The organism is Burkholderia sp. PU8-34, from assembly GCF_053427725.1.
Map to the genome: position 1 here is coordinate 155,321 of NZ_JBSAXC010000003.1, position 23,837 is coordinate 179,157.

Consider the following 23,837-nt stretch of genomic DNA (forward strand, 5'->3'; position numbering starts at 1 on the left):
CCGTGCGTGCGCCGATGCGGCGTGCGTCCGTTCACTCCCTCTTTACCTGTCCCCATGTCCCAGTTCTTCAGGATTCATCCGGATAATCCGCAGCCGCGCCTGATCAAGCAGGCGGTAGAGATCGTCAACAAGGGCGGTGTGGTCGCGATGCCGACCGACTCGAGCTATGCGCTCGCATGCCACCTCGACGACAAGGATGCGGTCGAACGCGTGCGCCGCATTCGCGGCCTCGACGAAAAGCAGCACCTGTCGCTGCTGGTGCGCGACCTGTCCGAGCTGGCCAACTTCGCGATGGTGGACAACCGGCAGTACCGGCTGATCAAGTCGGTGACGCCCGGCCCGTACGTGTTCATCCTGCAGGCGACGAAGGAAGTGCCGCGGCGGCTGTCGCACCCGTCGCGCAAGACGATCGGGCTGCGGGTGCCGGATCATGCGATCACGCTCGCGCTGCTGGAATCGCTCGGCCAGCCGCTGCTCGGCACGACGCTGATCCTGCCGCCGGACACGGATCCGCTGAACGATCCGGAGGAAATCCGCACGCGGCTCGAAAAGCAGGTCGACCTCGTGATCGACAGCGGCGCGTGCCCGGCCGAACCGTCGACGGTGATCGACCTGACGGACGACGAACCGCAGCTTGTGCGCGTCGGGCGCGGGCCGCTCGAGCCATTCGGACTGACGGCGGCCTGAGCCGGCATCGTTCCGTTGCCGCACGATTGCGCTTGTTACAATAACGCGATATGGATGCTTCCCTGATACAGACCATCGCCGTCTACGCGCTGCCCGTGATCTTCGCGATCACGCTGCACGAGGCCGCGCACGGCTACGCCGCCCGCCTTCTCGGCGACAACACTGCCTACATGATGGGGCGCGTGTCGTTCAACCCGATGCGCCACATCGACCCGATCGGCACGATCGCGATTCCGCTGGCGATGTATTTCCTGACTGGCGGCGCGTTCCTGTTCGGCTATGCGAAGCCGGTGCCGGTCGCGTTCCGCAACCTGCGCGATCCGCGCTGGGGGAGCCTGTGGGTGTCGCTCGCGGGCCCGGCCTGCAACTTCGTGCAGGCGCTCGTGTGGGGCGTGTTCGGCATCGCGCTGCACGGCGCGGGCGTCGACGAACCGTTCTTCACGGGCATGGCAGCGGCCGGCATCAGCGTGAATCTCGTGCTCGGCGTGCTGAACCTGTTCCCGCTGCCGCCGCTCGACGGCGGGCGCATCCTGGCGGCGCTGCTGCCGCCGAAGCAGTCGATCGCGCTGTCGCGCATCGAGCCGTACGGTTTCATCATCGTCCTCGTGCTGGTCACGACGGGCGTGCTGACGAATTTCTGGCTGCGTCCGCTCGTCAACGTGGGTTATCGCGTCGTGGCAGCCATCCTGACTCCTTTCGCCTCGCTTTTCTAACGACAATCATGTTCCCAGATCGTATTTTCTCCGGCATGCGACCTACCGGGTCGCTGCACCTCGGCCACTACCACGGCGTGCTGAAAAACTGGGTGAAGCTGCAGTCCGAGTACCCGTGCTTCTTCTGCGTCGTCGACTGGCACGCGCTGACGACGCACTACGAAACGCCCGAGATCATCGAGAAGAACGTGTGGGATGTGCTGATCGACTGGCTCGCATCCGGCATCGACCCGGCACAGGCGACGCTGTTCATCCAGAGCAAGGTGCCCGAGCATGCGGAGCTCGCGCTGCTGCTCGGCATGAGCACGCCGCTCGGCTGGCTCGAACGCGTGCCGACCTACAAGGAGCAGATGGAGAAGCTGAAGGACAAGGATCTGTCGACCTACGGCTTCCTCGGCTATCCGGTCCTGATGGCGGCGGACATCCTGCTGTACCGCGGCTCGCTCGTGCCGGTCGGCGAGGACCAGGTGCCGCACGTCGAGATGACGCGCGAGATCGCGCGCCGCTTCAACTACCTGTACGGCCGCGAGCCGGGCTTCGAGGAGAAGGCACTCGACGCGGCGAAGAAGCTCGGCGGCAAGCGTGCGAAGCTGTACCACGAGCTGCGCATCGCCTACCAGCAGGAAGGCGACGACGAGGCGCTCGAGCAGGCGCGCGCGATGCTGCAGGAATCGCAAAGCCTGTCGATGAGCGACCGCGAGCGCCTGTTCGGCTATCTCGAAGGCGCGCGCAAGATCATTCTCGTCGAGCCGCAGGCGCTGTTGACGGAAGCGTCGCGCATGCCGGGCCTCGATGGCCAGAAGATGTCGAAGTCGTACGGCAATACGATCGGCCTGCGCGAGGACGCGGAGACGATCACGAAGAAGGTCCGCACGATGCCGACCGACCCGGCGCGCGTGCGCCGCACCGATCCGGGCGATCCGGACAAGTGCCCGGTATGGCAGCTGCACCAGGTCTACACGGACGAAAAGACGCACGAGTGGGTGCAGAAGGGCTGCCGCTCGGCGGGCATCGGCTGCCTCGACTGCAAGCAGCCGGTGGTCGAAGGGATCCTGCGCGAACAGCAGCCGATGCTCGAGCGCGCGCAGAAGTACATGGACGATCCGTCGCTGCTGCGCGCAATCGTCGCCGACGGCTGCGACAAGGCACGCAAGTACGCAACGGAGACGATGCGCGACGTGCGTGACGCGATGGGCCTGTCTTACACCTGATGCGCATCTGATCGTCATGCGCGAATCATCCATGGCCGCGAGCGGCGCGCACGTCGGGCTCGCCGAGCCGTCGGGCTGGGTGGCCGACTGGTCGCGGCTCGTGCCGGCAGGCGGCGCGGTGCTGGACGTCGCCGCGGGCGGCGGGCGGCATGCGCGCTGGTTCGCGTCGCGCGGCCATCCGGTCGTCGCGCTCGAGCGCGATCCGGCCGCGCTCGCCGCGTTGCGCGCGATCCCGGGCGTGGACGCCCGCGAGGCCGACCTCGAGGGCGCGCCGTGGCCGCTGCCGGCCGGCGAGCCGTTCGCGGCCGTGATCGTCACGAACTATCTGCACCGGCCGCTCTGGCCCCATCTGCTCGACGCGCTGGCGCCGGGCGGCGTGCTCGTGTACGAAACGTTCGCGCAAGGAAACGAAACGGTCGGCAAGCCGTCCAATCCCGCGTTCCTGCTCGCGCCGGGCGAGCTGCTGGACGCCGTGCGCGGCCGGCTGCGGGTGGTGGCGTACGAAGACGGTTTCATCGCTGCGCCGCGCGCGGCATTCATCCAGCGCATCTGCGCGGTGCGTGAGCGCGCGGCTGCGGGGTCGGAGGCGGGAATTTCGCGTTACGAACTGCGCGGCTAATCCGCTACAATCTCAACGTTTACCGGTTCTAAATCAATCGCGTTTCATGGCTAACGGCACTCAAGACGGCATTCAAATCCGCGGCAGCATCCCCGCGATCGTCACCCCGATGCTCGAAGACGGCAGTCTCGACCTGCCGGCATTTCGCAAACTGATCGACTGGCACATCGAGGAAGGCACCGATGCGCTGGTCGTGGTCGGTACGAGCGGCGAATCGGCGACGCTCAACGTCGAAGAACACATCCTGATGATTCGCACCGCCGTCGAACACGCGGCGAAGCGCATCCCGATCATCGCGGGCGCGGGCGGCAACTCGACCGCCGAAGCGATCGAGCTGACGAAGCACGCGAAGGCGGTCGGCGCGGACGCGACGCTGCAGGTCGTGCCGTACTACAACAAGCCGACGCAGGAAGGCATGTACCGCCACTTCAAGGCGATCGCCGAAGCGGTCGACCTGCCGGTGATCCTGTACAACGTGCCGGGCCGCACGGTCGCGGACATGGCGAACGAGACGATGCTGCGTCTCGCGCAGGTGCCGGGCATCGTCGGTGTGAAGGAAGCGACCGGCAACATCGACCGCGCCGCGCACCTGATCAAGGCCGCGCCGGAGCACTTCGCGATCTACAGCGGCGACGATCCGACCGCGATCGCGCTGATGCTGCTCGGCGGCCACGGCAACATCTCGGTGACGGCGAACGTCGCGCCGCGCGCGATGAGCGCGCTGTGCCGCGCGGCCCTCGCGGGCGACGTGAAGACGGCGCGCGAGCTGCACATGAAGCTGCTGTCGCTGCACAAGAACCTGTTCATCGAGGCGAATCCGATCCCGGTGAAGTGGGCACTGCAGGTGATGGGCAAGATGCAGGGCGGCATCCGCCTGCCGCTCACGCCGCTCGACGAGCGTTGCCACGACGCAGTGCGCTCGGCACTCGCCGAAGCCGGCATCCTCGCCTGATGTCGCGGCGGCCGCGCCCGGCGGCCGCCATTCCCTGATCAACCCGCACCGGCCGGCCCGTCCGGCGCCGCTCGTGACGAGCGTTTTAGCAAGACGAAGGATTTCATGAAACGTTTCGCCTTTTCCTCTCGCGCCATCCAGGTTTCGGTGGTGGCGCTGGCGCTGGGCGCGCTCGCCGGCTGCGATACGCTGAACGACTACCTGGCCCCCGACAAGGTCAACTACAAGAACACCGGCTCGGCGCCGCCGCTTGCGGTGCCGAGCGACCTGAAGCCGGTGCCGACGAACCAGCAGTTCGTCGCGCCGCCGTCGAACGCCGGGCTCGGCACGCTGCCGCCGCGGGCCCAGACGGCCGCCGGCACGTCGACCGACGGCGTGCCGAGCGCGCAGGATCCGTTCGGCATGCACATCGAGCGCGACGGCGACCGCCGCTGGCTCGTCGTCGACGGCCGCACGCCGGAGCAGCTCTGGCCGCTGCTGAAGGATTTCTGGCAGGACAACGGCTTCTCGCTGAAGACCGACGCACCGTCGACGGGCATCATGACGACCGACTGGGCCGAGAACCGCGCGAACATTCCGGACGACTGGTTCCGCCGCACGATCGGCAAGGTCATCGACTTTGCCTACTCGTCGGGCACGCGCGACAGCTTCCGCACGCTCGTGAACCGCACGCCGGACGGCAACACCGACATTTCGATCACGCACAGCGCGATGGAAGAGATGATGGTCGGGCCGCAGGGCGGCACGTCGTCGCGCTGGGAAGAGCGTCCGCGCAACCCGGTGCTGGAAGCCGTGTTCCTCGCGAAGCTGATGGAGAAGTTCGGCCTGACCGAAGCGCAGGCGAAGCAACTGCTGACCGACGCGCGACCGGCGACGGCGCCGGCCAAGATCAGCGACACGAACGGCGGCGCGGCGACGCTGCAGCTCGCCGAGTCGTTCGATCGCGCGTGGCTGCGCGTCGGCCTCGCGCTCGACCGCACCAACTTCACCGTTGACAACCGCGACCGCGAAAAGGGCCTGTACTACGTGCGCTACGCGAATTCGATGGAAGAACTCAAGCGTGACGGTCTGTTCGGCAAGCTGTTCTACGGCGGTCCGGCGGCGGCGAAGCCGGGCAAGGAGTTCGTCGTCAACGTGCGCGCGCAGAACGGCGGCGGCACGCAGGTCGCCGTGGTCGACGCAAACGGCCAGATCGACAGCTCGTCGGACGCCCAGCGGATCATTTCGCTGCTTCACGCGCAATTGAACTGAGCGCGTGCGATTCGCCAGCCTCGGAAGCGGCAGCGAGGGCAATGCGCTGGTGGTCGAGGCCGCGAGCGGCACGACCACGACCCGCGTGCTGCTCGACTGCGGCTTTTCGGCCAAGGAGGTCGAGCGTCGGCTCGGCCGCCTGAATCTCGGCATCGACGATCTCGATGCGATCCTCATTACCCATGAACACAGCGACCATGTCGGCAGCGCGTTGACGCTCGCCAGGCGAGCGTCGCTGCCGCTGTACATGAGCTGGGGCACCGCGCGTGCGGTCGGCGCGGATGAGGCGGACGTCGAGCTTCACGTGCTGTGGGGCGACGAGACGGTCCAGATCCGCGATCTGGCCGTGTTGCCCTATACGGTCCCGCACGACGCCCGGGAACCGCTTCAGTTCGTCTTTCTCGACGGCTGCCACCGCCTCGGCGTGCTGACCGACGTCGGGACGTCCACGCCGCACATTACGGCCGTTCTGAGCGGCTGCGACGCGCTGGTGCTGGAATCCAACCACGATACCGCGATGCTGGCTGCAAGCCGCTATCCGAAGTCTCTGAAGGCGCGGATCGGCGGCAGCCACGGCCATTTGAGCAACGACGCGGCAGCGGACATCCTCGCGTCGCTGGAGCGCAGTCGCCTGCGGCACCTCGTGGCGGCCCACCTGAGCCAGCAGAACAACCGGCCGGAACTGGCCAGCGAGGCGCTGGCGGCCGTGCTGGGCACGGACGGGAGCGACGTGATCGTGGCCACGCAGGACGCGGGCTTCGACTGGCTGGGGGTGTGAGGCGGTTCGCCGCCTTGCGGGCCCGTCGCGGGCGCCGACCGGCGCAGCAAAAGGTACCGACGTAAAAAAACCGGCCCGCAGGCCGGTTTTTTTTCAGCTGATGCTGAGGCTTACTGGCTTGCGCCCGAAGCCGGAGCAGCCGTCGCTGCCGAAGCAGCCGACGCCACAGCAGCAGCTGCGTCGCTCGCAGCAGCCGTAGCCGACGAAGCAGCGGTCGTCGCTTCGCTCGCAGCACCAGCAACAGCCGAAGCAGCCGACGAAGCAGCAGCAGCAGCGTCGCTAGCAGCCGGCGCAGCAGCTTGGTCTGCGCTCTTGTTGCAAGCAGCCAGTGCAACAGCAGCCAGCAGGGAAGCTACGAGGAGGGATTTCTTCATGATCACGTCCTTTTATGGTTAAAGGTAAGCAACAGCGCGAAACAATACCGGTAATGTGCTCCAACACCGACCTGGGCCGCTGGTGGAGACGCACTTCTAGAGCGTGAATCTTCCCTACGGCTTGGGCGGAAATTATATGCACTTTCCAATCGACCGTCGACAAATGCGGGGTCAATACGTTGTCTTTCCCATACAAAATTTGATTTGCATGGGCGTACGGATCATACACGTTAATCGCGGTTTCCGACCCGTATCCAGCCCGCACGATACCATTCGTGCAGTAATGCTGTCATTGAGGGATCCCGGGATAGTGTTACAAACCGTTTCGCTTCCATCCGACGCTGATTGGCCAGTTCGGGCAGCCATTTGGCAACCTGATCGAGCGGCCCTTCCTCGCCGTTGATGAAGTACGAGCGCGCGTTATACAACAATGCGGCGCGTCTGTCGAGATGCACGCCGCGGCGGGCCGCCTGCGCGGCGAACGCCGTTTCGGAAAGCGTGCGTGCGGGCGGGTCGAACACGACGTTCGGCTTCGGCTCGCTGAGGTAGCAGCCGAGGAATTCGGCCACGTCCCGTTCGCGCCACTTGATGCCGTTGACGATTGAGGCGACCCGTTCGACCAGCGCCGGCGGCAGTTGCGCCGGCGCATCGACTGCAGGCTGTTTGGGGTCACGGTAGAGGTCGTCGCTGCGGGCACCGCTCGCCACACCGCCGCGTTCCGCGAGGTAATACAGGAACTGCGCGCTCAATTCCCCGGCCGACGGGGCTCTGAAGCCGATCGAGCAGGTCATGCATTCGCCTTCGGCGATGCCGTCGTGCGCAATGTGCGGCGGCAGGTAGAGCATGTCGCCTGGCTCCAGCACCCATTCTTCGCTCGGCTCGAAGTGTTCGAGGATCTTGAGCGGCACGCCCGGCTGCAGCGACAGGTCCTTCTGGGCGCCGATCCGCCAGCGGCGCTTGCCTTCGACCTGCAGCAGGAATACATCATATGAATCGAAATGCGGGCCGACGCCGCCGCCGTCGGTCGCATACGAAATCATCAGGTCGTCGAGGCGTGCATCGGGGATGAAGCGGAAGCGTTCGAGCAGCGTGCGTGCCGCATCGACATGCAGGTCGAGACCCTGCACGAGCAGCGTCCATGCGCTGCGCGTAACGGGCGGCAGCGCATCGGTCTCGAACGGACCGTGCGCAAGTTGCCACTTGTTACGAAAATGCGTGATCAGCCGCGATTCGGCGTCGTAGTCGCCGGCCAGCTCGAACAGCGCGTCGCGCGAAACCGGGGACGTGACGGCAGGGATCGCCTGACGGATCAGCAGCGGTTTCTTCTGCCAGTAGCGGCGCATGAATTGCGCCGGCGTGAGGCCGCCGAGCAGCGGTGTGGGAAGATCGGGTGGCGGCGCGCCGAACGCGGCAGCAGTGCCGTCCTGCGGTTCGGCTTGAGACCGTTTGCGCATCGTATAATGAGAGTTGTATTTGGGAGAATTGGATGAAAATCGCAAAAAACACCGTCGTATCGGTCACCTACAAGCTGTCGGATGCGCAAGGCAATCTGATCGAGGAAAGCGACGAGCCGATGGTCTATCTGCACGGCGGCTATGATGGCACGTTCCCCAAGATCGAGGAACAGCTCGATGGCCAGGAGCCGGGCTACCAGGCACAGATTCAGCTGGAGCCGCAGGACGCGTTCGGCGACTACGACCCGGAGCTCGTGAAGATCGAGCCGCGCGATCGTTTTCCCGAGCCGCTGGAAGTGGGAATGCAGTTCGAGGGCACGCCGGAGGACGGCGACGAGGAGGTCGACTCGCTGATCTACACGGTCACCGACATCGCCGAGGACAAGGTCGTGCTCGACGGTAACCATCCGCTCGCCGGCATGGCGCTGCGTTTCTCGCTGACGGTGAAGGACGTCCGCGAAGCCACCGAGGACGAGATCGAACACGAGCACGCGCATGGCGCGGAAGGGCTCGAAATCGTCGACGAGGATGAGGACGACGAAGACGGCGAACCGTCAGGGCGCACGCTGCACTGAGCTGGCGGGAAAGTCGGGCGCCGGGCCGATTGACGGTGCCGGCGCGGGCGCCGAAGCACCCGGTGCGCCCGATACACCATTCGGCGCCACATTGTCGCCCGGCAGCGGCGGGGCGACCGACGACGAATCGGGCAGCGCCGGCAGCGCCGGGATTTCCGGCATCTGCGGCACCGGGACGTCGTCGTGCGACGGCGTCGGCAGTGCCGGCGGCACCGGCAGGTTTTTCGGCACGTCCTGCAAGCTGATGTTGAAGAGCGTCTGCCGTGCCGGCGAGACGCCGACCCTGACCCATTGATTGGCAGGCTGGCGCGGTCCGATCGCGACGCGCGTCACGTTCCCCACGAGTTCTCCATTATCCGCATGCAGCGGGCGGTCGATGACGAAGCCGTTCGCGAGCGGTTCGCTGCTCGCATGGATTACGAGTATCGGGCCGCGGAAGGCCGCCGCAGCCTTGATCAGCGTGCGTTTCAGTTCGCGAAAGCCGTCGCGTACGCGCGGCCGGTTGAAGCGCAGCCACGCAAAGCGTTCCGCGCGTTCGTAGCGGTCGAACTGCGGGTCGCCTTCAAGGATCAGCACCATGGCGCGCGCGTCGCGCCGCTTCGCGTATTCGGCCGCATGATCGATCCAGAAGCCGTTCGCGATGATCCGATCCTCGAATTCGCCGTTGCGGCCGCCGGCCGTCAGAAAGTGATTGTTCGGTGCCGGTGCGTTGAGCGCGACGAATACGATGTCGTCGCGCATCCAGCGTGCATTCTCGCGATAGGGCCGAAAGCGTGCGATTTCGCTTTCGCGCGTGATCGGCAGCGCGCCTGGGCCGGGTAATACTGCGTCGGAGAGCAGTGTCTGGCGCAGGAAGTCGAGCCGCTCGACCGGGTCGTAGCCGCCACCCGCGGCGGTGTTGCATGCGACCCAGTCGTCGTGGCCGGGAACGAACACGAGCGGCACGCGCGACGCGTCGAGGATCGCGCCGCGTTGCATGTACAGCGTGTCCCGGCACGCTTCCTTCGCCCCCTTGAGATCGCCCGCGTACACGACGAACGCGAGGTTGCGCTCGCGCGCCATCGCTTCGAGCATCCGCTGTGCCGCGGCCTCGTCGGCAGGTGAGCCGAACACGCCAGAGACGACCGCGAACGAATAGGGCGCACCGGCGCGCTTCTCGGGCGCCGCGTGCGCGCCGGGCTGCGATATCGCGAACGCCGCGGCGATCGCGAGCGCGACCGCCACGCGTGCCCGCGGTGTCCGCGGCGCGGACGCCGTGCGCTTACGCGTGCCCGTCGGCATCGTGTGCCTGGAGGAGCGTGCGCAGTTCGTACAGCAGGTCGAGCGCTTCACGCGGTTTCAGGTCGTCGGGATCGATGTCGCGCAGCCGCTCGAGCGCCGGGTTCGGTGCGCTCGGCGCCGTCGGCGCGTCGGCACATTCGAGATCGTCGGCGGCCGGCTGCATGCTGAACAGGTCGAGCTGAGGCGTGTGTTGCGCGGCCGACTGCTGCTCGAGATACGCGAGGTGCTTGCGCGCCGCGCGGATCACCGGCGCGGGCACGCCCGCGAGCTGTGCAACCTGCAGCCCGTAACTCTGGTTCGCGGGGCCTTCGTTGACCGCGTGCAGGAACACGATGCCGTGACCATGCTCGACCGCCGACAGGTGGACGTTGGCCGCATGCGGGAATTCGGCAGGCAACTGCGTCAGTTCGAAGTAGTGCGTCGCGAACAGCGTGTAGCAGCCGTTGTGCGCGAGCAGATGCCGCGCGATCGCCCACGCGAGCGCAAGGCCGTCGAACGTCGACGTGCCGCGGCCGATTTCGTCCATCAGCACGAGGCTTTGCGGTGTCGCGTCGTTGAGGATCGCTGCGGCCTCGGTCATTTCGACCATGAACGTCGAGCGGCCGCCGGCGAGATCGTCCGCTGCGCCGATCCGCGTGAAGATCCGGTCGATCGGGCCGAAACGGGCCGAGCGGGCCGGCACGTAGCTGCCGACGTAGGCCATCAGCGCGATCAGCGCGGTTTGCCGCATGAACGTCGACTTACCGCCCATGTTCGGGCCGGTGATCAGCAGCAGCTTGCGGTCGGCGCCGAGCGTGCAGTCGTTCGCGATGAATTGCTCGACCTGCGCCTCGACGACCGGATGCCGGCCCTGCTCGATCTCGATGCCGATCTCGTCGGAAAACGTCGGGGCGACCCAGTCGAGCGCACGTGCGCGCTCGGCGAACGCGGCGAGCAGGTCGAGTTCCGCGAGTGCGGACGCGACGCGCTGGCACTCCGGAATGAACGGCAGCAGCGCCTGCAGCACCGCGTCGTACAGCGCGCGCTCGCGTGCCAGTGCACGCTCCTGCGCGGACAGCGCCTTGTCCTCGAAGGTCTTCAGTTCCGGCGTGATGTAGCGCTCGGCGTTCTTCAGCGTCTGGCGGCGCCGGTAGTCGTCGGGCACCTTGTCGGTCTGCCCGCGCGTGACTTCGATATAGAAGCCGTGCACCTTGTTGTATTCGACGCGCAGGTTCGCAATGCCGGTACGGGTACGCTCGCGTGCTTCGAGGTCGATCAGGAACTGCCCGCAGTTTTCCGAGATGTCGCGCAGCTCGTCGAGCTCCGCGTCGTAGCCGCGCGCGATCACGCCGCCGTCGCGCACCATCGCCGCGGGCTCGGGGGCAATCGCGTTCGTCAGCAGGTCCAGGCATTCGGCAGGCGGGACGAGCGCCGCGTCGAGGCGGGCGAGCGCATCCGCGTTGCCGACGATCGGCTCGATGCGCTCGCGCAGCGCCGGCAGCGCGGCGAACGTATCGCGCAGGCTCGACAGGTCGCGCGGCCGCGCGGACAGCAGCGCAAGGCGCCCGGTGATCCGTTCGACGTCGGCAATCTGCCGCAGTGCGCTGCGCAGTGCATCGAGGCTCGCGTTGGCGGGCGCGTCGAGCAGCGCGCCGATTGCCTGCTGGCGCGACTGCGCAGCCACCGACGCGCGTGGCGGATGGTGCAGCCAGTGGCGCAGCAGGCGGCTGCCCATCGTCGTGCAGCAGGTATCGAGCAGCGAATACAGCGTCGGCGATTCGGTGCCGCGCAGCGTTTCGGTCAATTCGAGGTTGCGGCGCGTGGACGGATCGAGCCCGATGTATTCGGTTTCGTTCTCGACCTTCAGGCTGCGCACGTGCCGCAACTGCTGGCCCTGCGTGGCCGCCGCGTACAGCAGCAGCGCGCCGGCCGCGCCGCAGGCGCTCGTCAGCGAATGCGCGCCGAAACCGTCGAGGCCCGCGACGTCGAGCTGGTCGCACAGGCGCTGGATGCCTGACGCGATATCGAAATGCCATGCCGGCACGCGCTTGATCGCGCCTGCGGCGGCCGGCACGCCATCGGCCGCGCCGTCGGCGGTCAGGATCTCGGCCGGACGGATACGCTCGAGCGCCGCACCGAGCTGGTCGGGCTCGATCTCGGCGAGGCGCAGCGCGCCGCTCGCGAGGTTGAGCCATGCAAGGCCGACGTTGACCGCGACGCCCCGCTTGTTGTGGCCTGCGCACATCGCGAGCAGGTAGACATCGTTCTTGTCGGACAGCAGCGCGGCGTCGGTCAGCGTACCCGGCGTGACGACGCGTACGACCTTGCGTTCGACCGGGCCCTTCGACGTGGCAGGGTCGCCGATCTGCTCGCAGATCGCGGCCGATTCGCCCATCTTGACGAGCTTCGCGAGGTATTGCTCGACCGCATGATGCGGCACGCCCGCCATCTTGATCGGCGTGCCGGCCGACGCGCCGCGCTGCGTGAGGGTCAGGTCGAGCAGCCGCGCGGCCTTCTCTGCATCCTCGAAGAACAGCTCGTAGAAATCGCCCATCCGGTAGAAGACGAGCGTGTCGGGGTGGTCGGCCTTGATGCGCAGGTATTGCTGCATCATCGGCGTGTGGTTTTCGAGTCCGCGCGCGATGCGGGACGCCGACGCCTGGGTATCGCCCGACCCCGCGGCCGGCGAGTGTTCGAGCGATGCTGAGTTCATTTGCGTTTCTTCACTCACAGGCGTGTTTTCCATCTGTTTGAATGCGGTGTATCGAGTTTGACCGCGCCGGGGATGCGGCGAAATCCGGCGCGCGTCTCAGCCGCTAGTTTACATGGGCGAGCGAGTGGGGCGCCGTCATCCGTTCGACCAATGGCGGAAGCAGGCCGCCGTGCTGCGTGCGAGCCGTCAGGACGATGTGGGTGCGGCGCGAAGCGACGCAAGGCCATGTCCGGCAAGAAGGCGGCGCCGGTCGCCGGAGCGCCGGCCGCCGGGGCCCCGGCCGCCGGAAAAGAACACGGCCCGGCCTGCGGGAAGCAGGCACGGGCCGTCGGGGCGGCAACGCGGCGCGGAGGCTTATTCCGCGGCCGGGTGCACGCGGCTGTAGCGGTTCAGGATCGGGATCATCTGCGCGTAGACCTTCGGGTTCGCCGCGACGATCTCATGGCGATGCAGGAAGTCGGCGTCGCCCGTGTAGTTGCCGACGAGGCCGCCGGCCTCGGTGATCAGCAGGCTGCCCGCGGCCATGTCCCACACGTTGATGCCCTGCTCGAAGAAGCCGTCGAGGCGGCCCGCCGCGACGTTCGCGAGGTCGAGCGCCGCGGCGCCCGGGCGGCGCAGGCCCGTGCAGGCCTGGGTCATTTCGGTGAAGAGGCGCGCGTATGCGTCCAGGCCGTCCTTTTCGCGGAACGGGAAGCCGGTGCCGATCAGCGATTCCGACAGGCGGTCGCGGCGGCCGACGCGGATGCGGCGGTCGTTCAGGTACGCGCCGCGGCCGCGCGTGGCGGTGAACAGGTCGTTCTTGTTGGGGTCGTAGACCACCGCCTGCGTGACGACGCCCTTGTGCGCGAGCGCGATCGACACGCAGTAGTACGGGAAGCCGTGGATGAAGTTGGTCGTGCCGTCGAGCGGATCGATGATCCACTGGAATTCGGATTCGTTCTCGGATGCGCCCGACTCTTCCGCGAGGATCGCGTGATCGGGGTAGGCAGTCTTCAGCGTCTCGATGATCGCGTCTTCGGCGGCCTTGTCCACTTCGGTGACGAAGTCATTCTGCTGCTTCTTGCGGATTTCGATCAGGTCGAGATCGAGGGATGCGCGGTTGATGATCTGTCCGGCGCGGCGCGCAGCCTTGACAGCGATGTTGAGCATGGGATGCATGAGCCTGGATCCTGTAGCCGGCGGCGACAAGCCGCCACGAAGTGGAACGACTCGCCCGGGACGGCGCGCACGGGCGAGATGAGACGCGAATTGACAAAGAGCGGGAACGACTCGCGCCGCAGATGGTGCGGCGCGCATAAGGGCATGATTTTACCCGACTTTCGGCAGTTTTAGGTGGTCGGAATGCGGGGAAACCCCACTGGCCGTCGGGACGGGTGGGCTTGTCCGTGCGTTGGCGATACCATACGGCCATTCTGGTAATCGAGTCGTATGGTAGTGGAAACCTTGCAGAACACCGCTGCGCCGTCCGTGTCTGACGCGGCGCAGTCGTCCGGGCCGCTGCGCGGCGGCTTTACGTCCACCCGCTTCGTGCTCGTCGAGCCGAGCCACCCCGGCAACGTCGGCGCCGCCGCGCGCGCGCTGAAGACGATGGGCTTCTCGCGGCTGGTGCTGGTCGCGCCACGGGTGCCGCACGTGCAGAGCGATCCCGACGCAATCGCGATGGCCAGCGGCGCCGATGACGTGCTCGCGTCCGCGCACGTCGTGCCGACCCTCGGCGACGCGCTGTCCGGTGTCCACTGGTCGATCGCGCTGACCGCGCGCACGCGCGAATACGGCCCGCCGCGCCTTGCGCCGCGGGCGGCAGCTGAGCAGGCGAGCCGGCAGGTCGGAGGCGGCGACATCGCGCTCGTATTCGGCAACGAGCGCACCGGCCTGTCGAACGAGCATGTCGAGCAATGCAGTGCGCTCGCGCACATCCCGGCGAACCCGGCCTACAGCTCGCTGAACCTTGCGCAGGCGGTGCAGGTGCTCGCCTATGAACTGCGTATCGCGTTTCTCGATGACGCGAGCGTGCCGCTGCCGCAGGCGGAAGCCGGCACGCTCGCGCAAAGCGACGAGATCGAGCGGATGTACATGCATCTCGAGAACGCGCTGATCGCGCTCGATTTTCTCGATCCGCGCAATCCGAAGAAGCTGATGCCTCGGCTGCGGCGCCTGTTCTCGCGCACCGGGCTGGAGCGCGAGGAAGTCAACATCCTGCGCGGGATCGCGAAGCACATCCTGCTGAAGTCGCGCACGCCCGACGGCGACGCGTGACCCAGGCCGCGCATTCACCGCCGGTGCCGGCGCGAATACCCGCGCCAGCACCGGGGTGAACGCGCGGCGCCGTGCGGGCGCGCGCGACTCGACCTACAATCGCCGAACGTCATAAACAAAGCAGCCGGCGCGATAAGGGCCGGCCATTGCCGGCGGTGCGCGCCGGTCCTTTTCCCCAGATCAGATCATGTTCACGAGACTGCGCGAAGACGTTGCGACGATTCGCGAGCGGGATCCCGCCGCTCGCAGTGCCTGGGAAGTGCTGACCTGTTATCCGGGGCTGCATGCGCTCGTGCTGCATCGCTTCGCGCATGCATGCTGGCGCGCGAAGCGCTACTGGGTCGCGCGCTTCGCGTCGCAGGTCGGTCGGTTCCTGACCGGCATCGAAATTCATCCGGGCGCGACGATCGGCCGGCGCGTGTTCATCGACCACGGGATGGGCGTCGTGATCGGCGAGACGGCGATCGTCGGCGACGACTGCACGATCTACCAGGGCGTGACGCTCGGCGGCACGTCGCTGACGCGCGGCGCGAAGCGTCACCCGACGCTCGAGGCCGGCGTGATCGTCGGCGCGGGCGCGAAAGTGCTCGGCGGCTTCACGGTCGGTGCGGGCGCGAAGATCGGCTCGAATGCGGTGGTCGTGAAGCCGGTGCCGGCAGGCGGGACGGCGGTCGGCAACCCGGCGCGCGTCGTGATGCCCGCGCAGCCGAAGCCGCAGCCGGAGCGTGCGGCGTTCTGCGCGTACGGCATCACGCCGAATGCCGACGACCCGATGTCGCTCGCGATCCACGGCCTGATCGATCATGCGGCGAAGGAGAGCCGGCGCGTCGACGAGATCGTCGCGGCGCTCGAGCGGCTCGGCACGCATCTGGAAACACTGCAGGGCGCCGATGCGGCGCGCCTGGACTTGCGCCGCCTGTCGGCAGTGCTCGAAGGCAAGGCGGTCGAGCGCCAGTCCTGAACGGCCGGCGCGGCCGCCCGTCGTCCGGCGGCTGCCGGACGGCAGGCCGGCCAGCGAGCAGTCATGGCCGGTGTCGTGGCGCTCAGTCGAGCGGCAGCGCGCGAATGCCTTCCGCGTCGACGCGCAGGTAGCCGCCGCGCGGGGCGCCGTGGTCGAGATCCCAGTCGGGCAGCACCCAGCGCACGCCACCCGGTTCGAGGTGGCGCGCCGGGCGGTGCGTATGGCCGTGGATCATCACGCTCGCGTTGCTCCGGCTGAAGAGTGCGGCGACGCCTTCGCGCGTCACGTCGTAGCGCGGCGACGGCGGGCGCGTCCGGCCGGCCTCGCTTTTCGAGCGCATCCGTTCGGCGATCGCACGACGCCAGCGGAACGGCCAAGCGAGGAACAGCCATTGCGCGGCGCGGTTGCGGGCAAACTGCCGGAAGAACTGGTAACCATGATCGGCCGTGCATTGCGCATCGCCATGCGCGAGCACGATGCGCTGGCCGAACGCCGTGATCAGCGCCGGGTCGGGCATCAGGATCGCGCCGGCCGCCTTCATGAAGCGCTTGCCGAGCAGGAAGTCGCGATTGCCGTGCATCACGTAGAGCGCGATCCCGCGTTCGGAGAGCGTACGCAGGAGCGCCGTCATGCGCGCGGCGAACGGATCGTCGTCGAGCACGTCGTCGCCGATCCAGTATTCGAACAGGTCGCCGAGAATGAACACCGAGTCGGCGCTATCGGCGGTGTATTTCACGAAATGCTCGAACGCGGCGACCGTCTTCGGAATCGCCTCGCTCAGGTGCAGATCGGAGATGAACAGGAACGGGCGTGCGGCCTGCGCATATTCGCGCTCGCCCGGCACGCCCGCGGAGACGCTTCGCGGCGGAGTCTCCTGCAGCATCGAAGTGCCTCCGTATCGAAACGTCAGGCGACGACGGCCTTCTCGATCACGACGTCGTCGGTCGGGACGTCCTGATGGAAGCCTGCATTGCCCGTCTTCACGGCCTTGATCTTGTCGACCACGTCCTGGCCTTCGACGACCTTGCCGAACACCGCGTAGCCCCAGCCTTGCGGCGTCGGCGACGAGTGGTTCAGGAAATCATTGTCGTTGACGTTGATGAAGAACTGGGCCGTTGCCGAGTGCGGATCGTTGGTACGCGCCATCGCGATCGTGTACTTGTCGTTCTTCAGGCCGTTGTTCGCCTCGTTGTCGATCGGCGCGTCGGTCGGCTTTTGCTTCAGGCCCGGCTCGAAGCCGCCGCCCTGGATCATGAAGCCGTTGATCACGCGATGGAACACGGTGCCGTCGTAGTGGCCCTTCTTCACGTAGTTCAGGAAATTCTCGACCGTCTTCGGCGCTTTCGCGGCGTCGAGTTCGAGCTTGATCACGCCGTGGTTCGTATGCAGTTCAACCATGATGAATTCCTTCGATGGGACGGTTTAAATGGCACGCGGCCGGTCGTGCGACGCGGCCGCGTGATGTGCCGGAACGACCCGGCCGGATTTATTTCGAGACGAGGTTCGCCGATTCGATCACGACGGCCTGTTCCGGCACGTCGCGCATCGGGCCGCGCGACGTCGTCGCCACGGCTTCGATCTTCTTCACGACATCCATTCCCGACACGACCTTGCCGAACACAGCGTAGCCGTTGCCGTCCGGATTCGGATAGTCGAGGCCCGCGTTGTCGACGGTGTTGATGAAGAACTGCGCGGTTGCCGAATTCGGATCGCCGGTGCGCGCCATCGCGATCGTGCCCGTCACGTTCTTCAGGCCATTGCGGCTCTCGAGCGGGATCGGCGCGCGCGTCGGCTTCTCGTCGAAGTTGGCCTTGTAGCCGCCGCCCTGGATCATGAAGCCCTTGATCACGCGATGGAAGATCGTGCCGGTGTACTGGCCGGATTTCACGTAGTCGAGGAAGTTGGCGACCGTCTTCGGCGCCTTCTCCGGATACAGCTCGACACGGATGTCGCCCTGCGAGGTCTTCAGCTGCACGACCGGGTGCGCGCTGGCCGTTTGCGCGAACGCGGGCGCGGTCGCGAGTAGGGCGGCGCCGCCAAGCGCCAGCAACAGACGTTTCATTGCGATCCTCTGGTTGGATGGGTGAAGTGACGCGTGTCGCTGATCTTATTGCGACGGCGCGACGTAGGGCGCCGCCATCGCGCCGGACGGGCCGCCGAACTGGAACGTCGGCGACAGCGGCAGCGTGGTGGTGCTGACGCTCGCGGCCGCACGGGCTGCGTAGTCGGGCGTCGACGGTGCCGCGGCGCGCGTGCCCGGTGCGGGTTTCGGCGGCGAGACGATCTTCTGCAGATCGGCGAGGCGCTGCGCAGTCGCGCCGCTCGTGCGGCCGAGCGATTGCGCGCGCTTGTACGATTCTGCCGCGAGGCGCAGGTACAGGTCGCCGAGGTTCTCGTAGGCGAGCGCGTAGCTCGGGTTCGCTTGCGTCGCGGTGACGAGCGCGGCGCGCGCTTCGTCGTAGCGGCCGTGCTTCGCATAGAGCGCCGCGAGGTTGTTGTACGGCTCGGGCAGTTCGGGGTACGCCTGCGTGATCGCGACGAACTGCTGGATCGCATCGTCGTCGCGGTTCAGGCGCACGAGCACGGTGCCGCGCTTGAACTGCGCCTGCACGTCGTGCGGGTTCGCGGCGATGCGTGCATCGAGTTGCGCGAGCGCCTGCTTCCACTGCTTGCCGGTGATCGATGCATCGATCTCGGGCGTGCCGTCGGCGGAAGGCGGGGCCTTCTGCGCGTGGGCCGCGGCGGCCGGCAGGAACGTCAGCGCGACGCCCATGACGGCGGTCGCAACGAGGGTCGCAGCGCTCGGCGCGCGGCCGCGAGGAGATTTCATAGGCGTAAATCGGAATGTTATACTCCGAGCCATTCTAACAAAACGTCTGCGCGTTCCGGCGAGCCGCAGGCAGTCTTTCTTTTTGCCTCTCGTGGCCGTCACCGCTGTGCTTGCAGCCTGACCGCCCCATGTGATACGAGGACGCGCGGCACGGCGCCGCAGCGATATCCCGGTCGTGTCGCATGCAGGGCGAGCCTCGCCAGGGCGGTTTCCTTCGGCTCACGTTCATCTCTATGGAATCACTGCGCATCTACAACACGCTCGCGCGTGACAAGCAAGTTTTCGTGCCGCGCCAGCCCGGCGAAGTGCGGATGTACGTATGCGGGATCACCGTCTACGACTATTGTCACGTGGGCCACGCGCGCATGCTGGTCGTGTTCGACCTCGTTCAGCGCTGGCTGCGTGCGATCGGATTCCGGGTCACGTACGTGCGCAACATCACCGACATCGACGACAAGATCATCCGCCGCGCGGTCGAGAACGGCGAGACGATCAAGTCGCTGACGGACCGCTTCATCGACGCGATGCATGCGGACGAAGATGCGCTGGGCATCCAGCGGCCGGACATCGAGCCGCGCGCGACGCGCTTCATTCCGCAGATGCTCGGGATGATCGAGCAGCTCGAGGCGAACGGCTACGCATATCAGGCGACGGACGGCGACGTCAATTATTCGGTGCGCAAGTTCGCGAACTACGGGAAGCTGTCGGGCAAGTCGCTCGACGACCTGCGCGCAGGCGAGCGCGTCGCCGCGAACGACGCGAAGGAAGATCCGCTCGATTTCGTGCTGTGGAAGCGCGCGAAGCCGGAAGATCCGGAAGGCACGTCGTGGGACTCGAAGTACGGCGCGGGCCGTCCGGGCTGGCACATCGAGTGCTCGGCGATGGGCTGCACGCTGCTCGGCGATCATTTCGACATCCACGGCGGCGGGCAGGACCTGCAATTCCCGCATCACGAGAACGAGATCGCGCAGAGCGAGGGCGCGACCGGCCAGACGTTCGTCAATTACTGGATGCACAACGGCTTCGTGCAGGTCGACAACGAGAAGATGTCGAAATCGCTCGGCAACTTCTTCACGATCCGCGAAGTCCTCGCGCAGTACGACGCCGAGGTCATGCGCTTCTTCATCGTGCGCACGCACTACCGGTCGCCGCTCAACTACAGCGATGTGCATCTCGACGATGCGCGCGCGTCGCTGACGCGTCTCTATACCGCGCTGAAGGACGTCGAGCCGGATACGCTCGCGCTCGACTGGAACGAACCGCATGCGCAGCGCTTCGCGGCCGCGATGAACGACGACTTCAACACGCCGGTTGCGGTGGCGACGCTGTTCGAGCTGGCCGGCGAAGTGAACCGCACGCGCGACGCGGCGCTGGCGCGCCAGCTGAAGCAGCTGGCAGGCCTCATGGGATTGCTCGGCCGCGAGCCGCGCGCGTTCCTGCAGCAGGCAGCAGGTGCCGCGCAGGAAGGCGGTTTCACGGCCGACGAGATCGAAGCGAAGATCGTCGCGCGTGGCGCGGCGAAGCAGGCGAAGGATTATGCCGAAGCGGACCGGATCCGGGCGGAGCTGCTCGAGGCCGGTATCGCGCTTGAAGACAAACCGGGCGGATCGACCGAATGGCGTCGCGTATGAGCGCAACGCGTTCCACTGACCGATTCGTCAGGTAGGAGGCAAGATGGCAACGGCCAGAAAAGCGCCGGTCAGGCGCGCGACCCCGGTCGCCGCGCGTCCGGCAGCCAAGCGTGCGCCGACGGCGAGAGCGGACGCGAAGCGCGCCGTGCCGAACGGCGCGCTCGACGGTCATGCGCAGCCGCCGGCGGTCAAGCCGGCGCGCGCGAAGGGCGCCGAGGCGGCGCGACCCGATGGCGCGGTGCCGGCGGCCGATGCGGCGGGCCGCAAGGCGCGTGCATCCGAAGTGACGGAGTTCGACGGCGTCGACGTCGTCGTGCGTCCCGCTTACTGGGACAAGGCATGTGCCGATCTCGTCAAGCGCGACCGCATCATGAAGAAGCTGATCCCGAAATTCGGTCCCGCGCATCTCGTCAAGCGCGGCGATCCGTTCGTCACGCTTGCGCGCTCGGTGGTCGGCCAGCAGATTTCCGTCGCGTCCGCGCAGTCGGTATGGGGGCGGATCGAGGCTGCTTGCCCGAAGCTTGCGCCACAGCAAGTGATCAAGCTCGGTTCCGAGAAACTGATCGCATGCGGGCTGTCGAAGCGAAAGACGGAATATATTCTCGATCTCGCGCAGCACTTCGTGTCGGGTGCGCTGCACGTCGACAAATGGACGTCGATGGACGACGAGGACGTGATCGCGGAACTCACGCAGATTCGCGGCATCAGCCGCTGGACCGCGGAGATGTTCCTGATCTTCAACCTGTCGCGGCCGGACGTGCTGCCGCTCGACGATCCGGGCCTGATCCGCGCGATCAGCGTCAATTATTTCAGCGGGGAGCCGGTCACGCGCAGCGAGGCGCGGGAAGTGGCGGCCAACTGGGAGCCGTGGCGCACCGTCGCCACCTGGTACATGTGGCGCAGCCTCGACTCGCTGGATGCCGGTGAATGAGCCGGGCTATCGAATTTTAAACATCAATAGTTGAGAGCCGGTTTTGAGCGTCGCCCGCGCGGGTAGAATACGCGCTGCCGCAAGACCCAAGGATTCGAACACATGAAGACCACGTTTCTGGATTTCGAACAGCCGATCGCCGAACTCGAGGCCAAGATCGAAGAGCTGCGATTCGTGCAGGACGACTCGGCTGTCGATATTTCGGAAGAAATCGAGCGGCTGTCGAAGAAGAGCCAGCAACTGACGAAGGACCTGTACGCGAACCTGTCGCCGTGGCAGGTGTCGCAGATCGCGCGGCATCCGCAGCGTCCTTACACGCTCGACTACGTCGCGGAACTGTTTACCGATTTTCACGAGCTGCACGGCGACCGCGCATTCGCGGACGACCTGTCGATCGTCGGCGGCCTCGCGCGCTTCGGCGGTCATCCGTGCATGGTGATCGGCCACCAGAAGGGCCGCGACACGAAGGAGCGCGCGGCGCGCAATTTCGGCATGCCGCGTCCCGAAGGCTATCGCAAGGCCGAGCGCCTGATGCGGCTGGCCGAGAAATTCGGGCTCCCGATCTTCACGTTTGTCGATACGCCGGGCGCGTATCCGGGCATCGGTGCGGAAGAACGCGGCCAGTCGGAGGCGATCGGCCGCAACCTGTACGTGATGGCCGAGCTGAAGACGCCGATCATCACGACGGTGATCGGCGAGGGCGGTTCGGGTGGCGCGCTCGCGATCGCGGTGGCCGATACCGTGATGATGCTGCAGTTCTCGACCTATTCGGTGATCTCGCCGGAAGGCTGCGCGTCGATCCTTTGGAAGAGCGCCGCGAAGGCGCCCGAGGCGGCCGAGGCGCTGGGCCTGACCGCGCATCGCCTGAAGGCGCTCGGCCTGATCGACAAGATCATCAACGAGCCGCTCGGCGGCGCGCACCGCGACCCGAAGGGCATGGCCGCGCTGCTGCGCCGTGCGCTCGCCGATTCGCTGCGCCAGTTCCAGGGCATGAGCATCGACGCGCTGCGCGAGCGCCGCTTCGAGCGCTTGATGGCCTACGGCAAGTTCAAGGAAACCACGCCGGGCGCGTGACGCGCGGCGTGCGTTCATCGACACGCGCCGCCCGGCGCGCCGTCTCATCGTGATTCCCCCGAGCGAATATTCTGCCGACCGCGTCGTGCTCGACGCCGTCGGCACTGCGCTTGCCGACGTACCGGCCGGCGCGCGCATCGCGGTCGCATACAGCGGCGGTCTCGACTCGTCGGTACTGCTCGACGCCGCCGTGCGCGTCGCGGGCGCGGCGCGCTGCGTCGCGCTGCACGTGCATCACGGGCTGAGCGCGAACGCCGACGCGTGGGCCGCGCATGCCGAAGCGGCCGCCGCGAAGCTCGGCGTCGCATTCGATTCGATGCGCGTCGACGTGCCGCGCGACAGCGGCACGGGCATCGAGGCGAGTGCGCGGGAAAGCCGCTATGCGGCGCTCGACGCAATGTGCGAGCGGCATGGCGCAGCCGTGCTGTGGCTCGCGCAGCACGCCGACGACCAGGCCGAAACGGTGCTGCTGCAACTGTTGCGCGGCGCCGGCATTGCCGGGATCGCGGCGATGGCGCCGCGCTATCGGCCGGCGGCGGCGCATGTCGAACGCGTGCGCCCGCTGCTGCGCCTGCTGCGCGCGCAGCTCGAGCGCTATGCATCCGAGCGCGGCATCGCGTGGATCGACGACGAATCGAACCGCGACACGCGCTACGCGCGCAACGCGCTGCGCCTCGACGTGCTGCCTGCGCTCGCCGTGCATTTTCCCGGCTTTCGCGATGCGCTCGGCCGTGCCGCGCAACACGCAGCGGCGGCGCAGCGGCTGCTCGACGATCTGGCCGAACTGGATTTCGCCGGCGCTGCGCGCGACGACGGGCGCGCACTGTCGCGCGATGCGCTGGTCGCGCTCGACGACACGCGCGGCGCAAACCTGCTGCGTTTCTGGATGCGCTCGCTCGGCCTGCCGGGCGCGTCTGCGGCACGGCTCGCGAACATGATGCGGCAACTGCGCGCCACGCAAGTCGCGCATGCGCTGCGCGTCGATCATGCGGGCCAGTGCCTGCGGCTGTACCGCGACGTCGTTTACTGGGAGGTCGGCGACAGTGCCGAGCCGCCCGACGACGGCAGCGCGACGCCGCGTCCCGAGTGTACGTGTGCGTGGGACGGGCAGGAGGTCTGGCATCTGCCCGCGTGGCGCGGCACGTACGTGTTCGCGCCGGCTTCGGCGGGCGACGCCGATGCGGTGCCCGAGGCCGTGCTGCGCGCCGCGCCGCTCGTCGCGCGCGCCCGCGCGGGCGGCGAACGGATGCGCGCGGCGCCGGGCGGGCCCGGCCGCACGCTGAAGAACCTGTTCCAGGAGCGCGGCGTGCCGGCATGGCAGCGCGACGTGCCGCTGCTGTTCGCGGGCGACCGCCTGCTGTTCGTGCCGCGGCTCGGCGTCAATCGCGACGACCGCGCGTCCGGCGGCGGCATATGGCGCCGGATCGAATGGCGTCCGGATCTGCTGATCGCGTAATGCGGACATGATGGCGCGCGACGATGCCGCGCTGATTTTCACCATTTGGTAAACGGCGCCGGAACGTGCGCCGACGCGGCTTGCGGCTTGTCAATCGGGCGTTGATCGGGT

The 23,837-nt window shown here is 67.1% G+C and carries 22 protein-coding genes; 14 read left to right on the forward strand and 8 right to left on the reverse strand.

The window, feature by feature from the left end; genetic code table 11:
• Positions 1-54: 54 nt before the first annotated feature.
• From ACV22Z_RS09000 to ACV22Z_RS09030, 7 genes are all read left to right on the forward strand, one after another.
• Positions 55-687 carry an L-threonylcarbamoyladenylate synthase gene (locus tag ACV22Z_RS09000; RefSeq protein WP_448075968.1) on the forward strand — a complete coding sequence of 211 codons (633 nt, stop codon included), beginning with the start codon at positions 55-57 and terminating at the stop codon, positions 685-687.
• A 50-nt stretch (positions 688-737) separates the two neighbouring features.
• Complete coding sequence (locus tag ACV22Z_RS09005) at positions 738-1,400, forward strand: site-2 protease family protein (RefSeq protein WP_448075969.1); 663 nt, start codon at positions 738-740, stop codon at positions 1,398-1,400.
• Positions 1,401-1,408: 8 nt separating this feature from the next.
• The gene (locus tag ACV22Z_RS09010; protein ID WP_448075970.1) at positions 1,409-2,611 is read left to right on the forward strand and encodes a tryptophan--tRNA ligase; all 1,203 of its coding nucleotides are present in this window, start codon (positions 1,409-1,411) and stop codon (positions 2,609-2,611) included.
• Between the two features lie 16 nt (positions 2,612-2,627).
• Entirely contained in the window at positions 2,628-3,230 is a 603-nt protein-coding gene (locus ACV22Z_RS09015) for a class I SAM-dependent methyltransferase (protein WP_448075971.1), read from the forward strand.
• 46 nt (positions 3,231-3,276) lie between these two features.
• Positions 3,277-4,182: a 4-hydroxy-tetrahydrodipicolinate synthase gene (dapA, locus tag ACV22Z_RS09020; RefSeq protein WP_448075972.1), complete on the forward strand. Its 906-nt coding sequence runs from the start codon at positions 3,277-3,279 to the stop codon at positions 4,180-4,182.
• Between the two features lie 105 nt (positions 4,183-4,287).
• Positions 4,288-5,433 (forward strand): outer membrane protein assembly factor BamC, encoded by a 1,146-nt coding sequence (gene bamC, locus ACV22Z_RS09025; protein WP_448075973.1) that lies wholly within the window; start codon positions 4,288-4,290, stop codon positions 5,431-5,433.
• A gap of 4 nt (positions 5,434-5,437) precedes the next feature.
• A complete protein-coding gene (locus tag ACV22Z_RS09030; RefSeq protein ID WP_448075974.1) occupies positions 5,438-6,211 on the forward strand; it encodes an MBL fold metallo-hydrolase in 774 nt (257 codons plus the stop codon).
• 604 nt (positions 6,212-6,815) lie between these two features.
• Here ACV22Z_RS09030 and ACV22Z_RS09035 read toward each other — a convergent pair.
• Entirely contained in the window at positions 6,816-8,039 is a 1,224-nt protein-coding gene (locus tag ACV22Z_RS09035; protein WP_448075975.1) for a JmjC domain-containing protein, read from the reverse strand.
• A 32-nt stretch (positions 8,040-8,071) separates the two neighbouring features.
• On the opposite strand from ACV22Z_RS09035, the gene ACV22Z_RS09040 reads away from it, so the two are divergent.
• Complete coding sequence (locus ACV22Z_RS09040) at positions 8,072-8,614, forward strand: FKBP-type peptidyl-prolyl cis-trans isomerase (RefSeq protein WP_448075976.1); 543 nt, start codon at positions 8,072-8,074, stop codon at positions 8,612-8,614.
• Here the strand turns inward: ACV22Z_RS09040 and ACV22Z_RS09045 are convergent.
• The 3 genes from ACV22Z_RS09045 to ACV22Z_RS09055 all read right to left on the reverse strand — a co-directional run bounded on the left by ACV22Z_RS09045 (position 8,594) and on the right by ACV22Z_RS09055 (position 13,745).
• Positions 8,594-9,895, reverse strand: coding sequence for a hypothetical protein (locus ACV22Z_RS09045; protein ID WP_448075977.1), 1,302 nt, complete (start codon positions 9,893-9,895; stop codon positions 8,594-8,596). The two genes, ACV22Z_RS09040 and ACV22Z_RS09045, sit on opposite strands and share 21 nt — an antisense overlap.
• Positions 9,876-12,488, reverse strand: a complete 2,613-nt coding sequence (mutS, locus tag ACV22Z_RS09050; RefSeq protein WP_448076379.1) for a DNA mismatch repair protein MutS — start codon at positions 12,486-12,488, stop codon at positions 9,876-9,878. Before mutS ends, ACV22Z_RS09045 begins: the two co-directional genes overlap by 20 nt.
• A 453-nt stretch (positions 12,489-12,941) precedes the next feature.
• Entirely contained in the window at positions 12,942-13,745 is an 804-nt protein-coding gene (locus tag ACV22Z_RS09055) for an inositol monophosphatase family protein (protein ID WP_448075978.1), read from the reverse strand.
• Between the two features lie 276 nt (positions 13,746-14,021).
• On the opposite strand from ACV22Z_RS09055, the gene ACV22Z_RS09060 reads away from it, so the two are divergent.
• Positions 14,022-14,843, forward strand: a complete 822-nt coding sequence (locus ACV22Z_RS09060; RefSeq protein WP_448076380.1) for an RNA methyltransferase — start codon at positions 14,022-14,024, stop codon at positions 14,841-14,843.
• A 187-nt stretch (positions 14,844-15,030) separates the two neighbouring features.
• On the forward strand, positions 15,031-15,804 hold the full coding sequence (cysE, locus tag ACV22Z_RS09065) for a serine O-acetyltransferase (RefSeq protein ID WP_448075979.1): 774 nt from the start codon (positions 15,031-15,033) through the stop codon (positions 15,802-15,804).
• 82 nt (positions 15,805-15,886) lie between these two features.
• Here cysE and ACV22Z_RS09070 read toward each other — a convergent pair whose 3' ends face one another.
• The 4 genes from ACV22Z_RS09070 to ACV22Z_RS09085 form a co-directional block, all read right to left on the reverse strand.
• Positions 15,887-16,687, reverse strand: a complete 801-nt coding sequence (locus tag ACV22Z_RS09070; protein WP_448075980.1) for a UDP-2,3-diacylglucosamine diphosphatase — start codon at positions 16,685-16,687, stop codon at positions 15,887-15,889.
• Positions 16,688-16,710: 23 nt separating this feature from the next.
• The gene (locus ACV22Z_RS09075) at positions 16,711-17,202 is read right to left on the reverse strand and encodes a peptidylprolyl isomerase (protein ID WP_448075981.1); all 492 of its coding nucleotides are present in this window, start codon (positions 17,200-17,202) and stop codon (positions 16,711-16,713) included.
• An 88-nt stretch (positions 17,203-17,290) separates the two neighbouring features.
• The gene (locus tag ACV22Z_RS09080) at positions 17,291-17,866 is read right to left on the reverse strand and encodes a peptidylprolyl isomerase (RefSeq protein ID WP_448075982.1); all 576 of its coding nucleotides are present in this window, start codon (positions 17,864-17,866) and stop codon (positions 17,291-17,293) included.
• Between the two features lie 45 nt (positions 17,867-17,911).
• On the reverse strand, positions 17,912-18,634 hold the full coding sequence (locus tag ACV22Z_RS09085; RefSeq protein ID WP_448075983.1) for a tetratricopeptide repeat protein: 723 nt from the start codon (positions 18,632-18,634) through the stop codon (positions 17,912-17,914).
• A gap of 233 nt (positions 18,635-18,867) precedes the next feature.
• Between ACV22Z_RS09085 and cysS the strand changes: the two genes are divergently transcribed.
• The 4 genes from cysS (at position 18,868) to tilS (ending at position 23,726) form a co-directional block, all read left to right on the forward strand.
• Positions 18,868-20,265 (forward strand): cysteine--tRNA ligase, encoded by a 1,398-nt coding sequence (gene cysS, locus ACV22Z_RS09090; protein ID WP_448075984.1) that lies wholly within the window; start codon positions 18,868-18,870, stop codon positions 20,263-20,265.
• Between the two features lie 43 nt (positions 20,266-20,308).
• On the forward strand, positions 20,309-21,196 hold the full coding sequence (locus ACV22Z_RS09095; protein ID WP_448075985.1) for a DNA-3-methyladenine glycosylase family protein: 888 nt from the start codon (positions 20,309-20,311) through the stop codon (positions 21,194-21,196).
• Positions 21,197-21,298: 102 nt separating this feature from the next.
• Positions 21,299-22,270, forward strand: coding sequence for an acetyl-CoA carboxylase carboxyltransferase subunit alpha (locus ACV22Z_RS09100; RefSeq protein WP_006478433.1), 972 nt, complete (start codon positions 21,299-21,301; stop codon positions 22,268-22,270).
• Positions 22,271-22,319: 49 nt separating this feature from the next.
• On the forward strand, positions 22,320-23,726 hold the full coding sequence (gene tilS / locus ACV22Z_RS09105) for a tRNA lysidine(34) synthetase TilS (protein WP_448075986.1): 1,407 nt from the start codon (positions 22,320-22,322) through the stop codon (positions 23,724-23,726).
• Positions 23,727-23,837 lie beyond the last annotated feature (111 nt).

Excerpts from the sequence above, each read along its gene's own strand:
- ACV22Z_RS09000 (WP_448075968.1), top strand. The coding sequence starts at position 55 with ATGTCCCAGTTCTTCAGGATTCATCCGGATAATCCGCAGCCGCGCCTG.
- ACV22Z_RS09005 (WP_448075969.1), top strand. The coding sequence starts at position 738 with ATGGATGCTTCCCTGATACAGACCATCGCCGTCTACGCGCTGCCCGTG.
- ACV22Z_RS09010 (WP_448075970.1), top strand. The coding sequence starts at position 1,409 with ATGTTCCCAGATCGTATTTTCTCCGGCATGCGACCTACCGGGTCGCTG.
- ACV22Z_RS09015 (WP_448075971.1), top strand. The coding sequence starts at position 2,628 with ATGCGCGAATCATCCATGGCCGCGAGCGGCGCGCACGTCGGGCTCGCC.
- dapA (WP_448075972.1), top strand. The coding sequence starts at position 3,277 with ATGGCTAACGGCACTCAAGACGGCATTCAAATCCGCGGCAGCATCCCC.
- bamC (WP_448075973.1), top strand. The coding sequence starts at position 4,288 with ATGAAACGTTTCGCCTTTTCCTCTCGCGCCATCCAGGTTTCGGTGGTG.
- ACV22Z_RS09035 (WP_448075975.1), bottom strand. The coding sequence starts at position 8,039 with ATGCGCAAACGGTCTCAAGCCGAACCGCAGGACGGCACTGCTGCCGCG.
- ACV22Z_RS09040 (WP_448075976.1), top strand. The coding sequence starts at position 8,072 with ATGAAAATCGCAAAAAACACCGTCGTATCGGTCACCTACAAGCTGTCG.
- ACV22Z_RS09045 (WP_448075977.1), bottom strand. The coding sequence starts at position 9,895 with ATGCCGACGGGCACGCGTAAGCGCACGGCGTCCGCGCCGCGGACACCG.
- mutS (WP_448076379.1), bottom strand. The coding sequence starts at position 12,488 with ATGATGCAGCAATACCTGCGCATCAAGGCCGACCACCCCGACACGCTC.
- ACV22Z_RS09055 (WP_448075978.1), bottom strand. The coding sequence starts at position 13,745 with ATGCATCCCATGCTCAACATCGCTGTCAAGGCTGCGCGCCGCGCCGGA.
- cysE (WP_448075979.1), top strand. The coding sequence starts at position 15,031 with ATGTTCACGAGACTGCGCGAAGACGTTGCGACGATTCGCGAGCGGGAT.
- ACV22Z_RS09070 (WP_448075980.1), bottom strand. The coding sequence starts at position 16,687 with ATGCTGCAGGAGACTCCGCCGCGAAGCGTCTCCGCGGGCGTGCCGGGC.
- ACV22Z_RS09075 (WP_448075981.1), bottom strand. The coding sequence starts at position 17,202 with ATGGTTGAACTGCATACGAACCACGGCGTGATCAAGCTCGAACTCGAC.
- ACV22Z_RS09080 (WP_448075982.1), bottom strand. The coding sequence starts at position 17,866 with ATGAAACGTCTGTTGCTGGCGCTTGGCGGCGCCGCCCTACTCGCGACC.
- ACV22Z_RS09085 (WP_448075983.1), bottom strand. The coding sequence starts at position 18,634 with ATGAAATCTCCTCGCGGCCGCGCGCCGAGCGCTGCGACCCTCGTTGCG.
- cysS (WP_448075984.1), top strand. The coding sequence starts at position 18,868 with ATGGAATCACTGCGCATCTACAACACGCTCGCGCGTGACAAGCAAGTT.
- ACV22Z_RS09095 (WP_448075985.1), top strand. The coding sequence starts at position 20,309 with ATGGCAACGGCCAGAAAAGCGCCGGTCAGGCGCGCGACCCCGGTCGCC.
- ACV22Z_RS09100 (WP_006478433.1), top strand. The coding sequence starts at position 21,299 with ATGAAGACCACGTTTCTGGATTTCGAACAGCCGATCGCCGAACTCGAG.